Below are 20,817 nucleotides of genomic sequence, written 5' to 3'. Positions count from 1 at the left end.
ATTCTGCTACCCTGCCGCACTTTTTTACCGACTGAGAATAATTCCGCAACATGTCTCGCAAAATGATCTGCGCCGTCGCGCTGCTGCTCTCTCCTCTCGCCGCCCAGGCGATCGCACTCAATAACTACCATCAAAATAACTTTCAGCAGGCGAAAACCTTCGCTGTGGCGATTAACGCCGACGCGCCCGGCTCCTTCTACTGCGGCTGTAAAATCAGCTGGCAGGGTAAAAAAGGCATACCCGATCTCAATAGCTGCGGCTATCAGGCGCGTAAAAACGCCAACCGCGCCGGACGCATCGAGTGGGAACATGTGATGCCCGCCTGGGAATTCGGCCACCAGCGTCAGTGCTGGCAGAACGGCGGCCGCAAAAACTGCAGCAAAGACGCCGACTACCGCCGCATCGAAAGCGATCTGCATAACCTGCAGCCCGCCGTCGGCGAGGTCAACGGCGACCGAGGCAACTTCGCCTACAGCCAGTGGAACGGCGGCGAACAGCAGTATGGCCAGTGCGCCATGAAGGTGGACTTCAAGAACAAGCAGGCCGAGCCGCCCGCCCGCGCCCGCGGCGCTATCGCGCGCACCTATTTCTATATGCGTGACCAGTACCACCTGCGCCTGTCGCGCCAGCAGACTCAGCTTTTCACCGTCTGGAACAAGCTCTATCCGGTCTCCAGCTGGGAGTGCGAACGCGACCAGCGCATCGCGCGCGTGCAGGGCAATCACAATCCTTATGTGCAGCAGGCTTGCCAGCATTAAAATCACTGCCCTACACTAACGTCTTCTCGATATTGCCGCGCCGGGTGCGCGGCGTTCAGCTTTCAGGGCCCGTATGCGCATACCTCGCATTTATCATTCCGAACCTTTAACCAGCGGCAGCGAGATCGCGCTGGACGAAGACGCGTCTAACCACGTTGGACGCGTGCTGCGTATGACCAGCGGCCAGCGTCTGGAACTCTTTGATGGCACTAATCTGACTTTTGCGGCAGAGATCACTCTTGTCGATAAAAAGCGTGTAAAAGTAAGGGTCCTTGAAGGCCAGCCTGACGATCGTGAGTCTCCCCTGTTTCTGCATCTTGGCCAGGTGATGTCGCGCGGCGAAAAGATGGAGTTCACCATCCAGAAATCGATTGAGCTGGGTGTGAGCGTGATTACCCCTCTCTTTTCCGAACGCTGCGGCGTTAAGCTGGATGCGGAACGGCTGGCGAAAAAACGCCAGCAGTGGCAAAAGATCGCGATTGCCGCCTGCGAACAGTGCGGCCGCAACCGCGTGCCGGAAATCCGTCCGGCCATGACGCTGGAGGCCTGGTGCGCCGAGGCCGACGACGGTCTGAAGCTCAACCTGCATCCGCGCGCGCAGCAGAGCATCAACACGCTGCCGCAGCCGGTCGAGCGGGTTCGCCTGCTGATCGGCCCGGAAGGCGGGCTTAGCGCCGAGGAGATCGCCATGACCGGCGAGCGCGGTTTTACCGATATTTTGCTCGGCCCGCGCGTGTTACGCACGGAAACCACCGCGCTGACCGCGATTACGGCACTTCAGGTGAGGTTTGGCGATCTCGGCTAGGGAATAATCAGGGATTATATTAAGACGCGCGCAGCACTTACTGGCGTCCTGACTGGTCAGCCTGCGCTGACCGCACAGAACGAGGCGGAAAAGACCGCCTCTCTGAGGAGAGAATAATGATTAAACTTGGCATCGTTATGGACCCTATCGCGTCCATCAACATTAAAAAAGACACCAGCTTCGCCATGTTGCTGGAAGCACAGCGCCGCGGTTACGAAATTCACTATATGGAAATGGCCGACCTCTCGCTGCGCGGCGGCGTCTCTTACGCCCGCACCCGCCTGCTGAGCGTCGATCAGAACTATGATAAATGGTATGAATTCGGCAGCGAGCAGGAGATCAAGCTGGCCGATCTCAACGTGGTCCTGATGCGTAAGGATCCGCCGTTCGACACCGAGTTTATCTACGCCACCTATATTCTGGAGCGCGCCGAAGAGCAAGGCACGCTGATCGTTAACAAGCCGCAGAGCCTGCGCGACTGTAACGAGAAGCTCTACACCGCCTGGTTCTCGGAGTTCACGCCGGATACGCTGGTGACGCGCAGCAAAGAGAAACTGCGCGCCTTCTGGCAGGAGCACGGCGACATTATCATGAAGCCGCTGGACGGCATGGGCGGCGCGTCGATTTTCCGCGTCAAGCAGGACGATCCAAACTTCGGCGTGATCACCGAGACGCTGACCAACCACGGCCAGTTCTTCTGCATGGCGCAGAACTATCTGCCCGCCATTAAAGAAGGCGACAAGCGCGTGCTGGTGGTGGACGGCGAGCCGGTGCCTTACTGCCTGGCGCGCATCCCGCAGGGCGGCGAAACGCGCGGCAACCTGGCGGCCGGCGGCCGCGGCGAAGCGCGTCCGCTGAGCGAAAGCGACTGGGAAATTGCCCGCCGCGTTGGCCCGACGCTGAAAGCAAAAGGATTGATTTTTGTCGGCCTGGATATCATTGGTGATAAACTCACTGAAGTGAACGTCACCAGCCCGACCTGCGTGCGTGAAATCGAAGCCGCATTCCCGATCTCCATCACCGGCATGTTGATGGACGCTATCGAGAAGCGTCTGGGCTGAGCATGACCCTGGAGCCAGGCTCCGTGATCAACCCAAACCGGCGCACACCCGCGCCGGCTATTTTTGGTACATCGAGTGAGAATGAATTTACAGCATCATTTTTTGATTGCCATGCCTTCCCTACAGGATCCCTTTTTCAAACGCTCTGTGGTCTATATCTGCGAGCATAATGAAGAAGGCGCGATGGGTTTGATTATTAACAAGCCGATGGAGAACCTGACGGTCGAAGGCATTTTAAAGAAGCTGAAAATCACGTCAGGCGAGCGCGACCCCGCAATTCGCCTGGACAAACCGGTATTCAGCGGCGGGCCGCTGGCCGAGGATCGCGGCTTTATTCTTCACTCCGCGCAGCGCATCTTCTCATCCAGCATCCGCATTTCCGACACCACGGTGATCACCACCTCGCGCGATGTGCTGGAGTCGCTCGGCACCGCTTCGCAGCCGGAGCATGTGCTGGTGGCGCTGGGCTACTGCGCCTGGGAGAAAGATCAGCTGGAAAATGAGCTGATGGAGAACGCCTGGCTCACCACGCCCGCCAACAGCAATATTCTGTTTCAGACGCCAATCGCCGAGCGCTGGCGCGAAGCGGCGCGCAGCATTGGCATCGATATTCACAGCATCGCCAGCGATGCGGGACACGCCTGATGACGACGCAAACGCTGCTCGGTTTCGACTTCGGCACCAAAAGCATCGGCGTCGCGGTCGGCCAGCAGCTGACCGGCAGTGCCCGCCCGCTCGCCGCGCTGAAAGCGCAGGACGGCACGCCGGACTGGCTGCAGATCGAGCGCCTGCTGAAAGAGTGGCAGCCCGATTTTGTGGTGGTCGGCCTGCCGCTGAATATGGACGGCACCGAGCAGCCGTTGACCGCGCGCGCGCGCAAGTTTGCCAACCGCCTTCACGGCCGCTTCGGCGTGCGTGTCGAGCTGCAGGACGAGCGCCTCAGCACGGTAGAAGCGCGTGCTGGCCTGTTCGAGCGCGGCGGCTATCGCGCGCTGAATAAAGGCTCGGTGGACTCGCAGTCGGCGGCGATTATTCTGCAGGACTGGTTCGAAACCCACTAGGGCCCGCCTCGCTCGCACCTGGTTCAGGGGCGAGCAGCCCTTCCCGCTGCCGCGCCAGCAGGCTCTGCTCGAAGGTTTGCATGCCAGCCTGCGCGCCGGTTTGCAGCAGTGCGCCAATCTGATGCATCTTGCCGTCGCGGATCAGGTTGACGATAGCAGGCGTGGCGATCAACACCTCAAACAGCCCGATGCGCCCGCCGTCGCGCGCCGCCGTCAGCTTCTGCGCCAGTACCGCTTTCAGGCTGCCTGCCAGCTGGGCGCGCACCAGGTTTTTCTCCTCCGCCGGAAAGACATCCACCAGACGATCGATCGCCTGCGCCGCGCCGCGCGTATGCAGCGTGGCGAGCACCAGGTGGCCAGTTTCGGCGGCGGTGAGCGCCTGGCGGATAGTGTCGCCGTCGCGCAGCTCGCCCAGCAGGATGACGTCGGGATCTTCACGCAGCGCGGCGCGCAGCCCGAGGCTGAACGAGGCGCAGTGCGTGCCGATTTCGCGCTGCTGGATCAGCGACTGCCGGCTCTGGTGAATGAACTCGATGGGATCTTCCAGCGTAATAATGTGCTTCGCCTGCTGGCGGTTAATGGCGTCGACCATCGCGGCAAGCGTAGTCGATTTGCCGCTGCCGGTCGCGCCGGTCACTAATAGCAGCCCATCCTCCAGCCGCAGCCAGCGCGACGTTACCGCCGGCAGTCGCAGGCTCTCTAGCGCTGGGCAGCGGGTCGCCAGCGTCCGCAGCGCCAGCGACAGCCCCTGCCGCTGGCGAAACACGCTGGCGCGCAGCCGCTGACCGTCGGCCAGCGAGAAGACGAAGTCGGTTTGCCCCTGCGCCGCCAGCTCTTCGCGCTGTCGCGAGTCGAGATAGCGCCCGATGGCCTGCTCCAGCCAGTCAGCCGTCAGCGGCGCGAGATCGGGAATGCGCTCCAGCCTGCCGTGGCGCCGCCAGCGCGGCGAATCTCCGCTGCACAGGTGCAGATCGGCGGCATTATGCTTTACACTAAGCGCCACCATTTCTTCCAACTCCATAGATAGCCTCCTGACGATGACCTCAATCCAGCACAACCTACAGCAACTGCGTCAGCGGATCCGCGCTGCCGCAACGCAATGCGGGCGCGATCCAGAAGAAGTTACGCTGCTTGCCGTCAGTAAAACCAAACCTGCGAGCGCGGTCGAGGAAGCCATCGAAGCTGGCCAGCTCGCCTTCGGCGAAAATTACGTGCAGGAAGGGGTTGAAAAGATTGAGGCGCTGGCCGCACATCCAGAGGTGGAGTGGCACTTCATCGGCCCGCTGCAGTCGAATAAAAGCCGTCTGGTCGCGGAGCATTTCGCCTGGTGCCATACGGTGGATCGCCTGAAGATTGCCCAGCGCCTGAACGATCAGCGTCCCGACTCGCTGCCGCCGCTGAATGTGTTGATTCAGGTAAATATCAGTGACGAAAACAGCAAATCTGGCATCATGCTGGAGGCTTTATCCGAACTGGCGCAGCAGGTTGCCGCGCTGCCGCGGCTGAGGCTGCGCGGCCTGATGGCGATTCCGGCGCCGGAAAGCGATTACGCGCGCCAGCTGGCGGTCTGTCAGCGAATGGCCGACGCCTTCCGTCAGCTGAAGCAGCGCTACCCCGACGTCGACACGCTTTCTCTGGGAATGAGCGACGACATGGAAGCGGCTATCGCCGCAGGCAGCACCATGGTGCGCATCGGCACTGCGATTTTCGGCGCGCGGAATTATGCGCGCAACCCACAACAATAATTGAGGAACCTCATGTTAACACTGACGTTTTTAGTCAAAACGCTGATCGACCTGTACGTGATGGTGCTGCTGCTGCGCATCTGGATGCAGTGGTCGCGCTGCGATTTTTATAATCCGCTGTCGCAGTTTGTGGTGAAGATTACCCAGCCGATCATCAAGCCGCTGCGCCGCATTATTCCTGCTATCGGCCCAATCGACACCGCCTCGCTGCTGCTGGCGTTTGTGCTGACGACGCTAAAATATCCGATTTTGCTGCTGATCCAGGTGGGCGCCTTCTCGGTCGATCCGGCCAATCTGCTGGTTGGCCTGCTCTCGCTGCTGAAATCTGCCGGTTATCTGGTGTTCTGGGTGATCATCATTCGCTCGCTGATGAGCTGGATCAGCCAGGGACGCGGCCCGCTGGACTATGTGCTGGTGCAGCTGACTGAACCGCTGATGTCGCCGATTCGCCGCATTCTGCCTGCGATGGGCGGCATCGACTTCTCGGCGATGATTGTGATTCTGGTGCTTTACGCCCTGAACTTCCTCGGAATGGACCTGTTTCCAGGCCTCTGGTTTCTGCTGTAAATATGACTGGAACTGCTATGCAAAAAGTTGTGCTCGCCACCGGCAATCCCGGCAAGGTACGTGAACTGGCGGATCTGCTCTCCGCCTTTGGCCTGGATATCGTGGCGCAGACCGATCTGGGCGTGGAGTCGGCGGAAGAGACCGGCCTGACCTTTATCGAAAACGCCCTTCTGAAAGCGCGTCACGCCGCGCAGATCACCGGCCTCCCCGCCATCGCCGACGATTCGGGCCTGGCGGTGGATGCGCTGGGCGGCGCGCCCGGCATCTATTCGGCGCGCTACGCCGGAGAGGCAGCCAGCGACCGGGAGAACCTCGAGAAGCTGCTGAACGCGCTGGAAGCGGTGCCGGACGGCGAACGTCAGGCGCAGTTCCACTGCGTGCTGGTCTATCTGCGCCATGCGGAAGATCCGACGCCGCTGGTGTTCCACGGCAGCTGGGCGGGCGAAATCACCCGCTCCGCCGCTGGCGAAGGCGGTTTCGGCTACGATCCGATCTTCTACGTGCCCGAACTGGGCAAAACCGCCGCCGAGCTAAGCAAAACGGAAAAAGGCGCGGTTTCTCACCGAGGCAAAGCATTGACGCTGCTGCTGGAAGCGATGCGCAATGCCTGATTTACCGCCGTTAAGCCTCTATATCCATATTCCGTGGTGCGTGCAGAAGTGCCCCTACTGCGACTTCAACTCCCATGCGTTAAAAGGCGAGGTGCCGCACGTCGAGTATGTGCAGCATCTGCTGTGCGATCTGGAAAACGACCTGCCGCTGACCCACGGGCGCGCGGTGCGCACCATTTTTATCGGCGGCGGCACGCCGAGCCTGCTGAGCGGCGAGGCGATGCAGATGCTGATGGACGGCGTGCGCGCGCGGCTGCCGCTGGCGGCGGATGCGGAGATCACCATGGAGGCCAATCCCGGCACCGTAGAGGCGGACCGCTTCAGCGCCTATCAGCGGGCGGGCATTAACCGTATCTCTATCGGCGTGCAGAGCTTCGACCCGCAGAAGCTGGAGCGGCTGGGGCGTATTCACGGCCCGGACGAGGCGAAGCGCGCCGCGCAGCTGGCCGAGGGGCTGCATCTGCGCAGCTTTAACCTCGACCTGATGCACGGCCTGCCCGATCAGTCGCTGGAGGAGGCGCTGAGCGACCTGAAGCAGGCGATTGCGCTCAATCCGCCGCATCTCTCCTGGTATCAGCTGACCATTGAACCCAATACGCTGTTCGGCTCGCGTCCGCCGACGCTGCCGGACGACGACGCGCTGTGGGATATCTTCGAGCAAGGGGATCGCCTGCTGACCGCCGCGGGCTATCAGCAGTATGAGACCTCTGCCTACGCGAAGCCGGGCTACCGCTGCGAGCACAACCTCAACTACTGGCGCTTCGGCGACTACCTCGGCATCGGCTGTGGCGCGCACGGCAAGCTGACCCAGCCTGACGGACGCATCGTGCGCACCGTGAAGACGCGCCATCCGCGCGGCTTTATGCAGGGCCGCTATCAGGAGAAGCAGTATGAGGTCGCCGACGCAGAGAAGCCGTTCGAATACTTTATGAACCGTTTCCGCCTGCTGGAAGCGGCGCCGCGCGAGGAGTTTGCGCGCTACACCGGCCTGAGCGAGCAGACCATTCGGCCGCAGATTGAGGCAGCGATCGCTGCAGGCTACGTCGCGGAGAGCGCGACGCACTGGCAGATAACGGAGAAAGGTAAGCTGTTTTTGAACTCGCTGCTGGAGCTGTTTTTGGCGGAGGAGTAAGTGGAAAAGCCGAGGGCGGCACAGGCCGCCCTCACCGTTACGCCTTCGGGAAAATCCACAGATGGTTTTCCGGCAGCGCCAGATAGCAGTGCTGCGGATCGCGCACCTCATTGCCGTAGGCGCGAATAGCAAAATCGTCGCCTGCGGTGCGGAACAGGTACTCCCAGCGGTCGCCGAGATACATGCTGGTGACCAGCGGCAGCTCCAGCTGGTTCTCGCCTGGCCCCTCTACCAGCCTCACACGCTCCACGCGGATCACCGCCGTGGCCTCCTGGCCCTGCTGCACCCCTTCTCCCGCTCTGCCCCACAGGCTCCAGCCTTTGCCCTCAATACGCGCTCTACCGTCGCGCAACTCGGCGATTTTTCCGTTCAGGCGATTATTGCTGCCCATAAACTCAGCGGTAAACAGGGTTTTCGGCGAGCCGTACATCTCCTGCGGCGTGCCCTGCTGCTCGATCTTGCCGTTATTCAGCAGCAGGATGCGATCGGAAATCGCCATCGCCTCGTTTTGGTCGTGCGTCACCATCAGCGCCGACAGCCCGAGCTTGATAATCAGCTCACGCAGGAAAACGCGCGCCTCTTCGCGCAGTTTGGCGTCGAGGTTCGACAGCGGCTCATCCAGCAGGATCACCGGTGGGTTATAGACCAGCGCACGGCCGATGGCGACGCGCTGCTGCTGCCCGCCAGAAAGCTGATGTGGATGGCGTTTGCCCAGATGGCCTAGCCCCAGTTGGTTGAGTACGTCCTGCACCCGCTGATTAATCTCCGCAGAGGCGACCTTACGCAGCTTTAACGGATAGGCCACGTTCTCAAATACCGTCTTATGCGGCCACAGCGCGTAGGACTGAAACACCAGCCCGAGGTTGCGCTCTTCCGCCGGGATCTCGCTGCGCGGCGTCCCGGCATAGACCTGATTTTTGCCAATGATAATCTTGCCCTGCGTCGGCTTTTCCAGCCCGGCGACGGCGCGCAGCAGCGTGGTTTTACCGCTGCCGGAGGGGCCAAGCAGCGACACCACTTCGCCGCGCTGTAAATTCATGGAGACCCCTTTAAGAACCGGGTTGTCGCCATAGGTTAAATGCAGATTTTCTACTGATAATTCAATCATGTAATTTAACTCCAAATCGCAGGGCGATACCCAGGCCTACCACCACCAGCAGGATGTTAATAAAGGAGAGTGCAGCAACGATGTCGATCGCGCCCGCGGCCCACAGGGAAACCAGCATCGAGCCGATAGTTTCCGTGCCGGGCGACAGCAGATAAACGCCGGTGGAGTATTCGCGTTCAAAAATCAGGAACATCAGCAGCCAGGAGCCGATCAGGCCGTAGCGTGAGAGCGGAATGGTCACGTGGCGCGTAATCTGCCCGCGTGTGGCGCCGGTGCTGCGCGCCGCCTCCTCCAGCTCGGGCCCTACCTGCAGCAGCGTCGACGAGATCAGCCTCAGGCCATAGGCCATCCACACCACGGTGTAGGCCAGCCAGACGCTGAAGATGGTGCTGCGCAGCGAGCGCAGCCAGACAATAAGGTTATCGCGCAGCCACTGCGACCAGGCGAAATCGGAAAGCCAGCCCGACTTCAGCGCGTTGTCCAGCCACAGCGGCAGGAACAAAAACACCCAGAGAAACGCCAGGCCCGCCAGCAGCCCCGGCACGGCGCGCGGTACCAGCACGCTGTAGTCGAGGAAGCGCGTGGTGTTGTCAGGCTTACGGTGCATGGCGATGCCGATGAACAGGTAGCATCCCACCGCCAGTGCGCCGCCGATCACGCCGATCGCCATGGAGTTGACGATGGCGCGCAGCAGATTTGGCTGCGCCCAGATCGTCTGGAAGGTTTTGATCGACAGCTCGTCCCACAGCGAGACGCCGACGCCCCAGTTAGAGATAAAGGCGCGCAGCACCACGCCCAGCAGCGGCACGCCAATGGTCACGGTCAGCCAGAACGCTACCACCGCGCCCGCCACCCAGCGCCATTTCCCCAGCGGCAAGGCGCGCGCCTGCGACGCTTTGCCCTTAACGGTCACGAAGCGGTTGGCTGTGCGCATCAGGCGGCGCTGCAGCATCACCAGCGGGATGGTGATGCAGATCAGCACCACGGCCACCGCGGCCATCAGGTGATACGAAGGCGTGCCGAGCTTATTGGTCAGCTGGTAGAGATAGGTCGCCAGCACCATATTGCCTTCGGGATCACCCAGCACCAGCATCAGGCCAAACACCTCAAGTCCGAGGAAGAACAGCAGCACCACGGCATAGAGGATCGAGGGGCGTACCATCGGCAGGCTCACTGCCGTCATTACCTGCAGCGGCGAGGCGCCAGCGATGCGCGCCGCCTCTTCGACATCCGAGCCCACGCTGCGCAGCGCCGAGGAGATATAGAGGTAGGCATGAGGAACGTGCGTCAGCCCCGCAATCACCACGATGCTCGACATGTCGTAGATATTCCACGGCACAAAGCCGAGCAGGGACTGCGCCCACAGCGAGAAGAAGCCGACCGGCCCGGCGGCCACCACATAGCCGAAACCCAGCACCATTGGCGAGACAAAGATCGGCACGAGGATCAGCGGCTCGATAATGCGTCTGCCCGGCAGATCGGTACGCACCATCAGAAACGCCAGAATACCGCCCAGCGGAATGGCGATAATCACCAGCCCAAAGGCGAGAATAAAGCCGCTTTTCAGCGCCTTGTAGAAGTCGGGGTCGGTGAAAATAAATTCAAACGACTCCAGGCTCCACGCTTTTGACGGCGCAAAAAAGGGGGCGGACAAGAAACTCTGGATGACAATAAACGACAGCGGAACATAGATAACCAGCGCGGTTAACAGCACCACGACGCCGCGCGGCAGGCTTTGCCACTTTCTGCGCAATGCATTCATATTGGGATCCTGAATGGCGAAATCTTAGGAAAGAGAAGCGCGACGCAGCAGGTCGCGCTTCCGAACTGCCGTTATTTACCGGCGGCTGCGCGCCACTGCTTGATGTAATCCAGACGTTTTTTCGGCTGCAGGTACTCCAGCAGGCTTTCGTCTACCGGGATAGGTTTCAGCGCATTGCCTAACATTTTGGTCAGGCCGTCGATATCGCTTTTGCCTTCGATATCGTTACGCAGCGAGGGAATGTCAGCCTGGTTAGCCAGAATGGTTTGCCCTTTTTCAGAGAGGACGTAATCGAGCCACAGCTTCGCCGCATGGCTGTTCTGCGCCTGCTGGCTGATAAAGGAGACGCGCGACAGCACCAGCGTGTAATCCCTCGGATAAGAGATGCCCAGCGAAGGATCGGTTTTGGCGCGGGCTTCGGCGTAGGAGCCAAGGATATTGAAGCCAATCAGGTTTTCGCCGGAAGAGACCCTCTCCATCATGGTGCCGGTAGAGGACTGCACCGCTAAGCCGCCCTTCGCCACTTCTGACAAGGTTTTGAAATAGTGCGGATCGGCTTTGGAATCCTGCACCGACAGCATAAAGCCCAGCCCCGATTTCTCAATATCGTAGGTGGTGACTTTGCTCTTGAATTTATCGGTCTGACTGGCGATCAGCTTCGCCAGCGCGGCGTGCGAATCGGGCACCTCGCCAGCCGGGATCAGCCGCTTGTTATAGATGATCACCACCGGTTCATAGGTGGTACCGTACGCGCGGTTTTTCCACACCGCCCACTTTGGTAGCTGAGCGAGCTCGGGCGACTGATACTCCAGGGCGTAGTCGGTCGCCAGCTTCAGGCCGGTATCCATAGAGGAGCTCCAGACCACGTCGCCGCTGGTGCCGCCAGAAGCCTGCTCGCTGATAAAGCGGTTATACAGCTCGGTGCTGTTCATGTCGTTATATTCGACTTTGATGCCGGGATAGGTAGCCTCAAACCCCTTGATCAGCGGCGCTGCGGCTTTGGTGTCGGTGGTGGAATAGATCACCACTTTGCCTTCTTTGGTGGCGGCGTCGATAACGCCCTGGTAGTCCGCCGGATAGCCCTGCGGCGGCGCGGAGAAGGCGGAACAGGAGAGAAACAGAGTAGCGGCAACCAGAGTAAGAGGGTATTTTTTCGACATTATATTTAACCTTTTAGTTACACTTTGGGAACTAAAGGTCAACATAGCCGATCGGGTCCGTCAGGCAAGAGGTGCCCAGGCGTTATCTTCATGAAGTGTGATTATTGGCGTTTTTTCGGCAATTAACACCATTAAAACCACGTGGATGACGCGTGCCCTTATTGCGCACGATCACACTATTACAGGCCGCTAGTTTTGCGATAAAGCCGGCGCGGATGGCCAATATTGCCATACTGCATTTCGACGCCAATAAAGCCGATCTCCACGCAATACTCCAGATAACGGCGGCCGGTGGTTTTACTGATCCCGACGCTCTCTACCACCTGCTCTACCGACCAGCTGCGGTCAGGCGCATCGCTGAAAAAGCGTTTCACTCGCGTCAGGGTCAGAGACTCAATGCCTTTAGTCGACGGCGCGGGCGGGACGTCGCTGGCTGGCAGGTTGAACAGCTTGTCCAGCGCATGCTGGTCCACATTGGTCATCTGGCGCATCGTCTGCACCAGCAGCATAAAGCGCTCCAGCGAGGCGCGCAGACGGTGAAAAAAGACCGGCTTGAGCAGATAGTCCAGCGCGCCGCTGCGCATCGCATGGCTACAGGTCTGCATGTCGCTCGCGGCGGTAATAAAGATCACGGAGCAGTCAAAACGCTTCAGCAGCGGGTCGTCGATCAGCGTGACGCCCTGCCCGTCCGGCAGGTAGTTGTCGAGCAGCACCAGCCGCGGCTGATGCTGCTCGATCAGTTGGCGCGCCTGTTCCAGCGTGGCCGCAATACCCGCCACGCGCAGGTGGAAATGCTGCTCAATAAACTCGCGGTGCAAACCGGCGAGATGCGGCTCATCCTCAACAATCACGACATTAAGTGGCTTAACGTTGCTCATGGGAAAGTCCTGTCATTGCTGTGGGCTGATAGGGAATAAAAACAGAGAAGATGGTGCCCCGCGGTGAGTTGTGCTCAATTTCGATGCTGCCGCCCGCCTGATGAACATACCCTGCCACGAGGTAGAGGCCAATACCATGTTCCGACCCCAGCAGCGCATCGCCGCTGGCGGGTTTGCTGCTCACGCCCTGCTCAAACAGATGCGGCTTCAGCTGCTCGTCCACGCCACAACCCCGATCGGCCACCTCAATTAACAGCTCCTGGTTGCGATCGGAGATATAAAGTTCAACGGGCGCGACCGGATGCCCGGCGTTCAGCGTGGCATCCACGGCGTTATCGAGTAAATTTCCCACCACCGACATCAGCGCCGTTTCACTGATTGCCGTCGGAATACGGGTCAGCTGGCAGGCGGGATCGAACTGTAGCTCAACCCCTTTTTCCCGCGCGCTGACATATTTCCCCAGCAGCAGCCCGCACAGCGCCGGCGAAGTGAAGCGCGCCGAGACGAAATCGAGCACCTGCTGCGCGCCAGCGGACTGCGCCTGAATATAGCGCATCGCATCGTCGTAGCGCTGCATCTGCAGCAGCCCCACCAGCGTGGCGGTCCAGTTAAGCTGTTCATGGCGCATAATGCGCAAATTATCCGCATAGCGCCTTATCTGGCTCAGCTGGCTGCTCAGGGTATTGATATCGTTTTTATCGCGAAAGCTGCAGACCCAGCCGCCCGGCACGCCGGGTTCAAGTTCAATCGCCACGCGGTTAGCGATCACCTGGCGCTGGTTCAGGACGGTGATCTGATCGTGCTGGCGGCCGCTCTGGCTGAGGAAGGCGGGATGGATCTGCACGACCTCCTGTAGCGGCTTGCCCAGCAGTTCGCTCTCGCTGCGCTCGATCTCCAGCAACTCCCTCGCCGCGCGGTTAATTAAAATCAGCTGACGTTCGGCGTTGACGGCAAAGACGCCTTCATACATCGCCTCAAGCAGCGCTTTTTGCTGCAGCACCAGCAGCGCGATATCTTTCGGCTCCAGCCAGAACATCTGCTTCTTCAGGTTGCGGCTAAAAGCCCATGAAAAAATAAACAGCAGCAGCAGCAGCGCCAGCCCGTACAGGCTCGCCTGCCACAGCAGGCTGATGTTGAGATTGGCGATCCAGGAGGTGAGGTAACCGACCGAAACGATGCCGATCACCTGATGGCGGGCATCAAAGATGGGGGCTTTGCTGCGCAGTGATATGCCAATGCCGCCCTTACGCACCGAAATAATGGTTTTCCCCTGCAGCACCTCGGCGTTATCGCCGCCAATCAGCGGCAAGTTAAGGCGTTCCGGCGATTCAGAGTGGTAAAGATGCTGCTCGCGTGCGTCGCCGATCACGATATAGCTGGCGTCGCTTTGCTCGCGCAGCGGCTGGATCAGGCGGGCAATGGCCGCGATATCGCGGTTCGCCACCTTCTCCGCCAGGCCTGGCATCAGCGCAATCTCGCTCGCCTGCACTCGCGCGCGCTGCCCCAGATCGTGATGCAGCTGCCGGTCAATAAAGTGAAACAGGATGGCGCCCTGCAGCGCCAGCAGCAGGCAGGAGAATAACACCAGCGAAAGGAAGAGTTTCACCTGGAAAGAGAGTCTGCGTTTCATACAGCCTGTGACAGAGAAGAATGGGTGCGCGGCATCAGGCCAGCCTATCACGCGCGCGCGCAATCAGCGGGCCGCGACCTCCAGAGTTGTGAGCTGGCTACCATCTCGGTAACGCGCTCACCGCCCTCCTCATACAGCCATCCAGGTGTATAAGTGGTTAAAATAAATTAATGCAAATGTTGCCAGACCTTATCTCCTGTGGCTTAATAGCGCCATCGGTTTGGAATACAGACCTTATGAAAGCAGTTTTAGTAAAGCAGTCCTCAGTTCAAGTGTTGTCCAAAGATACCCTTCTTCATGAGCCTTCTCCTAAGCGCCCCATAAGTAATTCTCAGGCCATCTTCGCCGCGTTAAGTGGCTCATAAATTAAGGAAATATCGATGTCTAACAAAATGACTGGTTTAGTAAAATGGTTCAACGCTGACAAAGGTTTCGGCTTCATCACTCCGGACGACGGCAGCAAAGATGTGTTCGTACACTTCTCTGCTATCCAGAGCGACAGCTACAAAACCCTCGACGAAGGCCAGAAAGTCTCTTTCACCATTGAAAATGGTGCTAAAGGCCCTGCTGCCGGCAACGTCACCGCGCTGTAAGACGCGCCTGTTATCAGCGACGCTTACAACAGCGATGAAGGCGCAAGCCTGAGCGGCTAAGCTGCCGCTGATAATAAAATGAACCCGCCTCGTGCGGGTTTTTTTATATCTGTTTCCCTGACGCTGCCCGCTCCCTCCTCGCACCCATTAAATTTATCATCCACACTTACCCAAAGCCGTAGTCGGCACTGCCATTGTGCATTACACTGCGCGCTGCAAAAACTGAGTAGATTAACGATTAAACAGGCGGTAACGGCGATGAACGGAACGATCACAACCTGGTTTCAGGACAAGGGTTTTGGATTTATCAAAGATGAGAACGGCGACAACCGCTATTTTCATGTGATCAAGGTCGCCAACCCTGAACTGATCAAAAAGAGTGCGGCGGTGACCTTCGAACCCACCACCAACAGCAAAGGGCTGTCAGCCTATGCGGTGAAGGTGCTCCCGGAGAGCAAATATATCTTTATCGCTGGCGAGCGCATCAAGCTCACCGCAATCAAATCTTTCGTGGTCTTCAGCGAAGAGGTTCCTGCAGATACGCGTATCGATAAAGAGAACACCGTACTCTCTGTCGGTTCACTGTTGAATAACATCCGGCCGAAAAGTGACGCTAAGCCTGGCGAAATGCGCACGGTGAGAAAGCTGGCGATCACGACTTTCCAGGGAACGACGCTGATCTTCTCGGAAGATGAGATCGACGTCGATGCCACGGCAAAAATGCTCAAGGTCTGAGATACCGCAGACTGTCCCAAAAACCGAACAGGCGTTACCTGGAGATCCTTCATGAACGATGAAATACCAATCAAATACTACGACGTTGCCGATGAGTATGCGACAGAGAGCGACAAGCCGGTAGAGGAATCGGAACGCGATTCACTGGCGCGCTATTTCCAGCTGCTGATTGAGCGCCTGATGAATAATGAGGAGATCAGCGAAGAAGCGCAGCAGGAGATGGCTGTCGAAGCGGGCATCGACGCGCAGCGTATTGATGAGATCGCTGAGTTTCTTAACCAGTGGGGCAACGAGTAACCTGGTGAGACGCGCCTGTCACTGACAGGCGCGCCGCCTTTTTTACGACTTCACGCTGCCGACCAGCTTCTTGCGCTGATCTTCCAGGCTAATCACGCGATGACAGACTTCCTGCCCGAAGTTTTTGAAATCCTGCTCCTGATTGCTCCACTCCGCCTGAATCGACTGCTGTAGCCCGCCCAGGTTGCCCATGATCGCCTGCAGCGGATTGTTGCCGCTCGCCTGCTTGCTGCCCATCTCGTTCAGGCTGTCCTGCAATACGCCGCCCATGGTGCTCTGTACCAGACGCTCGCCGTCGGCGCGCACCTGGTCGATCGCCTGATGATGGAAGGTCAGGCCGTCGTCGCGATGTTCGATAATACGGTTCATCTGCTGCTTCAGCTGACCGTTGAGCGTGGTGAGGCGGTTACGTACGTTGCTGTCGGCGCCGAGCTTCTCGACAATCACCTTATCCAGCGCGATGCGGCTTTTTTCCAGACGCGACGAGGCGCCGGTATCGATCCAGGGCAGATCGCGACGCAGTGCATTCTGGTAGTCGATAGCCTGCTGGCGCTGCGCATTGTTCACCGCCACCTTCCGGCCGTTAAACTGCACATCGCCCTGCGGAGAGATCTCCAGGTTGCCGTTCGCGCCAACCACCTGCACGCTTTGCGGCTTAATCACCACGTCATCCTGCGGTTTAACGCTGCACTCCCAGGCAGCCTGCGCCTGCGTCGCTGCCAGCAGCAGCGCGGCGATAAGCGTTTTACGAACCATAATCTCTCCCAACGAAACTTATTCCGTGTAATCGCCTTTCCGCTGTTGAAGGGTCAGGCGTCGGCGGCGCAGCGATACTGGCGACGGCCAGCGCACAGCCTCCGGAGCGTACTGAAGTACGTGAGGAAGGCGAGCACTGCCCGGCGTCGGTAGCGCAAGTAAGCCAGCCTGAAGCGGACTCAACGCCGGATAAAAATATTAGTCCCACCAGACGTCGAAAAGTTCGGTAACCTGCACATCGCTCAGCTGACGATCTTCCAGCCACTTGCGCACCAGCTCGCGGTGCTCGTCGGTGCACTTGCCGGTCTTCTGCAGGCAGATCAAGCCCTCCCACACCAGATAGCCGCTGCCGTCATAGGCGAGGCCGTTTGGCGCAATCACTTCGTTGATAAAGTCATCGACGGTTTTATCAATCTGCTGTTCCGTGGTGCCCTCGGCGAAGCGCCAGGCGACCGAAAAGCCCAGCTCCTGAAATTCGTCGATATGCAGTTTTTTACGTAAACGGCGGCTGCGATGTGTGGCCATTATTTAATCCTCTCAAACATTAAGTCCCAAACGCCGTGGCCCAGTCGCTGCCCGCGCTGCTCGAATTTGGTCAGTGGACGCGTCTCCGGACGCGGCACGTAATCCTGCGTTTCCGACTGGTTCTTGTAGCCATCAATGCTGTTCATCACCTCCAGCATATGTTCGGCGTAGGCTTCCCAGTCGGTCGCCATATGGAATACCCCGCCCAGCTTCAGCTTGCGCATCACCAGCTCGGCGAAAGGCGTCTGCACGATGCGGCGCTTGTTATGGCGCGCTTTATGCCAGGGATCGGGGAAGAAAAGCTGTACCATGCGCAGCGAATTATCCGGGATCATCTTCTCCAGCACTTCCACCGCATCGTGGCACATTACGCGCAGGTTCTCGACGTTCGCCTCTTTCGCGGAGGCGAGACAGGCGCCTACACCCGGTGCGTGCACTTCAATACCGAGGAAGTTCTGCTGCGGATTATTCTGCGCCATGGTGACCAGCGAGGCGCCCATGCCGAAGCCGATCTCCAGCACCACCGGCGCGTCGCGGCCAAACAGGTGCGTCAGATCCAGCGGCTCGGGTTGAAACTCAACGCCCATCTCCGGCCAGTATTGGTCGAGCGCCAGCTGCTGCCCTTTGGTCAGACGCCCCTGGCGGCGCACAAAACTGCGTATACGGCGCAGCGGCCGCCCGTTCTCATCAAATTCCGGAGTGATGACGTCATTAATCATGTTGTAGCCTGCTGAGTAGCCTGTTTGGGGAAAGGCGCATTATGCAAAGTTAATTAGCAGAAGCAAGCCCTTGCGATCTTCAGGTTTACACCGGGGCCGCGCCTGTGCTGGAATGCCTGCCTGAGTGTAGAGTAATCACGGAAAATTTCCTTCTTATGATGCAAGCGCCGCAGTTCGCGCAACAGGTGCTGGACTGGTATCAGCGCTTTGGCCGCAAGACCCTGCCGTGGCAGCAGGAGAAAACGCCCTATAAGGTGTGGCTCTCTGAAGTGATGCTGCAGCAGACCCAGGTCGCCACCGTTATTCCCTATTTCGAACGCTTTATGGCGCGCTTTCCCACCGTCACCGATCTGGCCGCCGCACCGCTCGACGAGGTGCTGCACCTCTGGACCGGACTCGGCTACTACGCCCGCGCGCGCAACCTGCATAAGGCGGCGAAGCAGATAGCCGATCGGCATCAGGGCGAGTTCCCGCGCAACTTCCATGACGTTGCGGCGTTGCCTGGCGTGGGGCGCTCCACCGCAGGCGCAGTGCTGTCGCTGTCGCTTGGCCAGCACTTCCCCATCCTTGACGGTAACGTAAAGCGCGTGCTGGCTCGTTGTTACGCGGTTGAAGGCTGGCCAGGTAAAAAAGAGGTCGAAAAGCGGCTGTGGGAGATCAGCGAAACGGTCACGCCAGCGGAGGGCGTCAGCCAGTTCAATCAGGCGATGATGGATCTCGGCGCGCTGGTCTGCACCCGCTCGAAGCCCAAATGCGACATCTGCCCGCTTAACAGCGGCTGTATCGCCTACGCCAGTAATAGCCAGGGGAGCTATCCCGGCAAAAAGCCGAAGCAGATCCTGCCGGAGCGCAGCGGCTGGTTTTTGCTGCTGCAGGATGGCGACGACGTCTGGCTTGAGCAGCGCCCGCCGGTGGGGTTATGGGGCGGCCTGTTCTGTTTCCCACAGTTTCCTACTGAGGATGCGCTGCACAGCTGGCTGCAGGCGCGCGGCATTGATGCAAAGCCGCAGCAGCTCACCGCGTTTCGCCACACCTTTAGCCATTTCCACCTGGATATTGTCCCAATGTGGCTATCGTGGTCATCTGTCGGGGCGGCAATGGATGAACCAGGCGGTCTCTGGTATAACTTAGCCCAGCCGCCGTCAGTGGGGCTGGCGGCGCCGGTTGAGCGGCTTCTGCACGAGCTACGTCACCCGCAACAGCTGGCCCTGCACCGGCATGAGATAAGAGAGGAAAAGTAATGAGCCGCACGATTTTTTGTACGTTTCTACAGCGCGACGCCGAAGGGCAGGATTTCCAGCTCTATCCGGGCGAACTGGGCAAGCGCATCTACAATGAGATTTCCAAAGAAGCCTGGCAGAAGTGGATGGCCAAACAGACCATGTTGATCAACGAGAAAAAGCTCAACATGATGAATCCAGAAGACCGCAAAGTGCTGGAAAAGGAGATGGTGAATTTCCTGTTTGAAGGCAAAGAGGTCCATATCGAAGGCTATACGCCGCCAGAAGCATAAATTTAGGGCCTCAGCGTTGAGGCCCCTCTCTTTTCCGGGTCAGGCACGTATTTACAATGAATAAGAAATTACTCGCACTGCTGGTGATCGCCCCTCTTTTGGTCTCCTGCTCAGGAAAGAAGTCTTCGCAGTATCACGAAGAGTGGGTAAAGGACACCAACGGCTTCGATATTTTAATGGGCCAGTTTGCGCATAACATTGAGAACATTTGGGGTATCAACGAAGTCCTGATCGCCGGACCAAAAGATTACGTCAAATACAGCGACAACTATTACACCCGCAGCCATATCAACTTCGAAAGCGGCAACATCACTATCGAAACCATTTCCGGTACCGATCCGATGGCCAGCCTGCGCCAGGCGATCGTGACCACGCTGCTGATCGGCGACGATCCAGGCAATGTCGATCTCTATTCTGACGCCAACGATATTGTTATCAGCAAAGAGCCGCTGCTCTACGGCCAGGTGCTGGACAACACCGGCCAGCCGATTCGCTGGCAGGGCCGCGCGGGCAACTTCGCCGACTACCTGCTGCAAAATAAACTGCAGCGCCGCGTTTCCGGCCTGCATGTTATCTACTCGGTCACCATTCCAATGGTGCCTAACCACCTCGACAAACGTGCGCACAAATATCTGCCGATGGTGCGTAAGGCCGCCGAGGAGTACGGCGTCGACGCGTCGCTGATTCTGGCGATTATGCAGACCGAGTCGAGCTTCAACCCCTATGCGGTCAGCCATTCCGACGCGCTGGGGCTGATGCAGGTGGTGCAGCATACCGCAGGCGTCGATGTGTTCCGCATGAAGGGCAAGTGGGGCAAGCCGAGCCGCAGCTATCTGCTCGATCCCGAGAACAATATCGATGCGGGCACCGCCTATCTTTCGCTGTTGCAGAAGAGCTATCTGGGCGGGATCCAGGATCCGGTATCGCGTCGCTATGCGGTGATCACCGCCTATAACGGCGGCGCGGGCAGCGTGCTGCGCGTCTTCTCCAGCGATAAGGATCGCGCTTTTAACGCCATAAATAATATGTCGCCTGGGGAGGTTTATAACACGCTGACGACGCGGCATCCGTCGGCGGAGTCACGGCGCTATCTGTATAAGGTGAGCACGGCGCAGCGCAGCTATCGGCGTTATTGACAGGGTGGCTGCTGCGCAGAGGCTCTGGTTCGCTGCGCGAACGGGCTCTGAGCGGGTTCCGGGTTGGCCTGCTGCGCAGGCGGGCGCTGAACGGGTTCCGCCCGCCAGACGGTTCAGGTTCGCTGCGCGAACGTGCTCTGAGCGGGTTCCGCCCGCCAGGCGGGTTAGCCTGCTGCGCAGGCAGGGCGCTGAGCGGGTTCCGCCCGCCAGACGGCAGGGAGTTTCAGCCGCTCCGCTGCTGGCGTGCGTGTTAAGGGGCTCGCCA

Annotated in this window: 24 protein-coding genes; 15 read left to right on the top strand and 9 right to left on the bottom strand. The window is 59.1% G+C overall.

Features of this window, described 5'->3' with window-relative positions; translation table 11 throughout:
• Positions 1-50: 50 nt before the first annotated feature.
• From endA to ruvX, 5 genes are all read left to right on the top strand, one after another.
• On the top strand, positions 51-758 hold the full coding sequence (gene endA / locus ACR6A7_RS15055; RefSeq protein WP_434125765.1) for a deoxyribonuclease I: 708 nt from the start codon (positions 51-53) through the stop codon (positions 756-758).
• 73 nt (positions 759-831) lie between these two features.
• A complete protein-coding gene (rsmE, locus tag ACR6A7_RS15050; protein WP_033752252.1) occupies positions 832-1,563 on the top strand; it encodes a 16S rRNA (uracil(1498)-N(3))-methyltransferase in 732 nt (243 codons plus the stop codon).
• Positions 1,564-1,679: 116 nt separating this feature from the next.
• Positions 1,680-2,624 (top strand): glutathione synthase, encoded by a 945-nt coding sequence (gene gshB, locus ACR6A7_RS15045; RefSeq protein ID WP_033752255.1) that lies wholly within the window; start codon positions 1,680-1,682, stop codon positions 2,622-2,624.
• An 81-nt stretch (positions 2,625-2,705) separates the two neighbouring features.
• On the top strand, positions 2,706-3,269 hold the full coding sequence (locus ACR6A7_RS15040; RefSeq protein WP_434125763.1) for a YqgE/AlgH family protein: 564 nt from the start codon (positions 2,706-2,708) through the stop codon (positions 3,267-3,269).
• Positions 3,269-3,685: a Holliday junction resolvase RuvX gene (gene ruvX, locus ACR6A7_RS15035; protein WP_033752261.1), complete on the top strand. Its 417-nt coding sequence runs from the start codon at positions 3,269-3,271 to the stop codon at positions 3,683-3,685. Before ACR6A7_RS15040 ends, ruvX begins: the two co-directional genes overlap by 1 nt.
• Here ruvX and ACR6A7_RS15030 read toward each other — a convergent pair.
• Complete coding sequence (locus tag ACR6A7_RS15030; protein WP_434125761.1) at positions 3,654-4,706, bottom strand: type IV pilus twitching motility protein PilT; 1,053 nt, start codon at positions 4,704-4,706, stop codon at positions 3,654-3,656. The genes ruvX and ACR6A7_RS15030 overlap by 32 nt on opposite strands.
• Before the next feature lie 16 nt (positions 4,707-4,722).
• On the opposite strand from ACR6A7_RS15030, the gene ACR6A7_RS15025 reads away from it, so the two are divergent.
• From ACR6A7_RS15025 to hemW, 4 genes are read left to right on the top strand one after another with little or no spacing between them, the layout of a single operon-like run.
• Complete coding sequence (locus tag ACR6A7_RS15025) at positions 4,723-5,430, top strand: YggS family pyridoxal phosphate-dependent enzyme (RefSeq protein ID WP_434125759.1); 708 nt, start codon at positions 4,723-4,725, stop codon at positions 5,428-5,430.
• Between the two features lie 12 nt (positions 5,431-5,442).
• On the top strand, positions 5,443-5,997 hold the full coding sequence (locus tag ACR6A7_RS15020) for a YggT family protein (RefSeq protein ID WP_434125758.1): 555 nt from the start codon (positions 5,443-5,445) through the stop codon (positions 5,995-5,997).
• Positions 5,998-6,014: 17 nt separating this feature from the next.
• The gene (locus ACR6A7_RS15015; protein WP_434125756.1) at positions 6,015-6,608 is read left to right on the top strand and encodes an XTP/dITP diphosphatase; all 594 of its coding nucleotides are present in this window, start codon (positions 6,015-6,017) and stop codon (positions 6,606-6,608) included.
• Positions 6,601-7,740 (top strand): radical SAM family heme chaperone HemW, encoded by a 1,140-nt coding sequence (hemW, locus tag ACR6A7_RS15010; protein ID WP_434125754.1) that lies wholly within the window; start codon positions 6,601-6,603, stop codon positions 7,738-7,740. Before ACR6A7_RS15015 ends, hemW begins: the two co-directional genes overlap by 8 nt.
• A gap of 37 nt (positions 7,741-7,777) precedes the next feature.
• Here the strand turns inward: hemW and ACR6A7_RS15005 are convergent, their stop codons facing one another.
• From ACR6A7_RS15005 to ACR6A7_RS14985, 5 genes are all read right to left on the bottom strand, one after another.
• Positions 7,778-8,848, bottom strand: a complete 1,071-nt coding sequence (locus tag ACR6A7_RS15005; protein WP_434125752.1) for an ABC transporter ATP-binding protein — start codon at positions 8,846-8,848, stop codon at positions 7,778-7,780.
• Positions 8,841-10,610: an ABC transporter permease gene (locus ACR6A7_RS15000; protein ID WP_434125751.1), complete on the bottom strand. Its 1,770-nt coding sequence runs from the start codon at positions 10,608-10,610 to the stop codon at positions 8,841-8,843. Before ACR6A7_RS15000 ends, ACR6A7_RS15005 begins: the two co-directional genes overlap by 8 nt.
• A 71-nt stretch (positions 10,611-10,681) precedes the next feature.
• On the bottom strand, positions 10,682-11,770 hold the full coding sequence (locus tag ACR6A7_RS14995) for an ABC transporter substrate-binding protein (protein ID WP_434125749.1): 1,089 nt from the start codon (positions 11,768-11,770) through the stop codon (positions 10,682-10,684).
• A gap of 179 nt (positions 11,771-11,949) precedes the next feature.
• On the bottom strand, positions 11,950-12,648 hold the full coding sequence (locus ACR6A7_RS14990) for a response regulator (RefSeq protein ID WP_434125748.1): 699 nt from the start codon (positions 12,646-12,648) through the stop codon (positions 11,950-11,952).
• A complete protein-coding gene (locus tag ACR6A7_RS14985; RefSeq protein WP_434125746.1) occupies positions 12,635-14,278 on the bottom strand; it encodes an ATP-binding protein in 1,644 nt (547 codons plus the stop codon). Before ACR6A7_RS14985 ends, ACR6A7_RS14990 begins: the two co-directional genes overlap by 14 nt.
• A 380-nt stretch (positions 14,279-14,658) precedes the next feature.
• Here ACR6A7_RS14985 and cspE point away from each other — a divergent pair, with 380 nt between their 5' ends.
• From cspE to ACR6A7_RS14970, 3 genes are all read left to right on the top strand, one after another.
• The gene (cspE, locus tag ACR6A7_RS14980) at positions 14,659-14,871 is read left to right on the top strand and encodes a transcription antiterminator/RNA stability regulator CspE (protein WP_434125745.1); all 213 of its coding nucleotides are present in this window, start codon (positions 14,659-14,661) and stop codon (positions 14,869-14,871) included.
• Between the two features lie 258 nt (positions 14,872-15,129).
• The gene (locus ACR6A7_RS14975; RefSeq protein WP_434125743.1) at positions 15,130-15,606 is read left to right on the top strand and encodes a cold-shock protein; all 477 of its coding nucleotides are present in this window, start codon (positions 15,130-15,132) and stop codon (positions 15,604-15,606) included.
• Between the two features lie 51 nt (positions 15,607-15,657).
• On the top strand, positions 15,658-15,903 hold the full coding sequence (locus ACR6A7_RS14970; RefSeq protein ID WP_434125741.1) for a DUF2543 family protein: 246 nt from the start codon (positions 15,658-15,660) through the stop codon (positions 15,901-15,903).
• Positions 15,904-15,945: 42 nt separating this feature from the next.
• Here the strand turns inward: ACR6A7_RS14970 and ACR6A7_RS14965 are convergent, their stop codons facing one another.
• The 3 genes from ACR6A7_RS14965 to trmB all read right to left on the bottom strand — a co-directional run bounded on the left by ACR6A7_RS14965 (position 15,946) and on the right by trmB (position 17,903).
• Positions 15,946-16,659, bottom strand: coding sequence for a YggN family protein (locus ACR6A7_RS14965; RefSeq protein WP_434125739.1), 714 nt, complete (start codon positions 16,657-16,659; stop codon positions 15,946-15,948).
• Between the two features lie 198 nt (positions 16,660-16,857).
• Positions 16,858-17,184 carry a YggL family protein gene (locus ACR6A7_RS14960; protein ID WP_434125738.1) on the bottom strand — a complete coding sequence of 109 codons (327 nt, stop codon included), beginning with the start codon at positions 17,182-17,184 and terminating at the stop codon, positions 16,858-16,860.
• On the bottom strand, positions 17,184-17,903 hold the full coding sequence (gene trmB, locus ACR6A7_RS14955) for a tRNA (guanosine(46)-N7)-methyltransferase TrmB (RefSeq protein WP_434125737.1): 720 nt from the start codon (positions 17,901-17,903) through the stop codon (positions 17,184-17,186). The genes ACR6A7_RS14960 and trmB overlap by 1 nt, the downstream gene beginning before the upstream one ends.
• A 155-nt stretch (positions 17,904-18,058) precedes the next feature.
• Between trmB and mutY the strand changes: the two genes are divergently transcribed.
• Genes mutY through mltC form a run of 3 tightly spaced genes read left to right on the top strand, consistent with a single transcriptional unit; the run spans position 18,059 to position 20,552 of the window.
• Complete coding sequence (gene mutY / locus ACR6A7_RS14950; protein ID WP_434125735.1) at positions 18,059-19,144, top strand: A/G-specific adenine glycosylase; 1,086 nt, start codon at positions 18,059-18,061, stop codon at positions 19,142-19,144.
• A complete protein-coding gene (locus tag ACR6A7_RS14945) occupies positions 19,144-19,416 on the top strand; it encodes an oxidative damage protection protein (protein ID WP_033792153.1) in 273 nt (90 codons plus the stop codon). Before mutY ends, ACR6A7_RS14945 begins: the two co-directional genes overlap by 1 nt.
• Positions 19,417-19,472: 56 nt before the next feature.
• Positions 19,473-20,552, top strand: coding sequence for a membrane-bound lytic murein transglycosylase MltC (gene mltC, locus ACR6A7_RS14940; RefSeq protein WP_434125734.1), 1,080 nt, complete (start codon positions 19,473-19,475; stop codon positions 20,550-20,552).
• The last annotated feature ends 265 nt before the right edge of the window (positions 20,553-20,817 follow it).

The sequence above is a fragment of the Pantoea phyllosphaerae genome (assembly GCF_051025595.1).
Taxonomy (GTDB): domain Bacteria; phylum Pseudomonadota; class Gammaproteobacteria; order Enterobacterales; family Enterobacteriaceae; genus Pantoea.
Note: the sequence above shows the minus strand (reverse complement) of the source record. Positions and strands in the feature narration are given on the sequence as shown.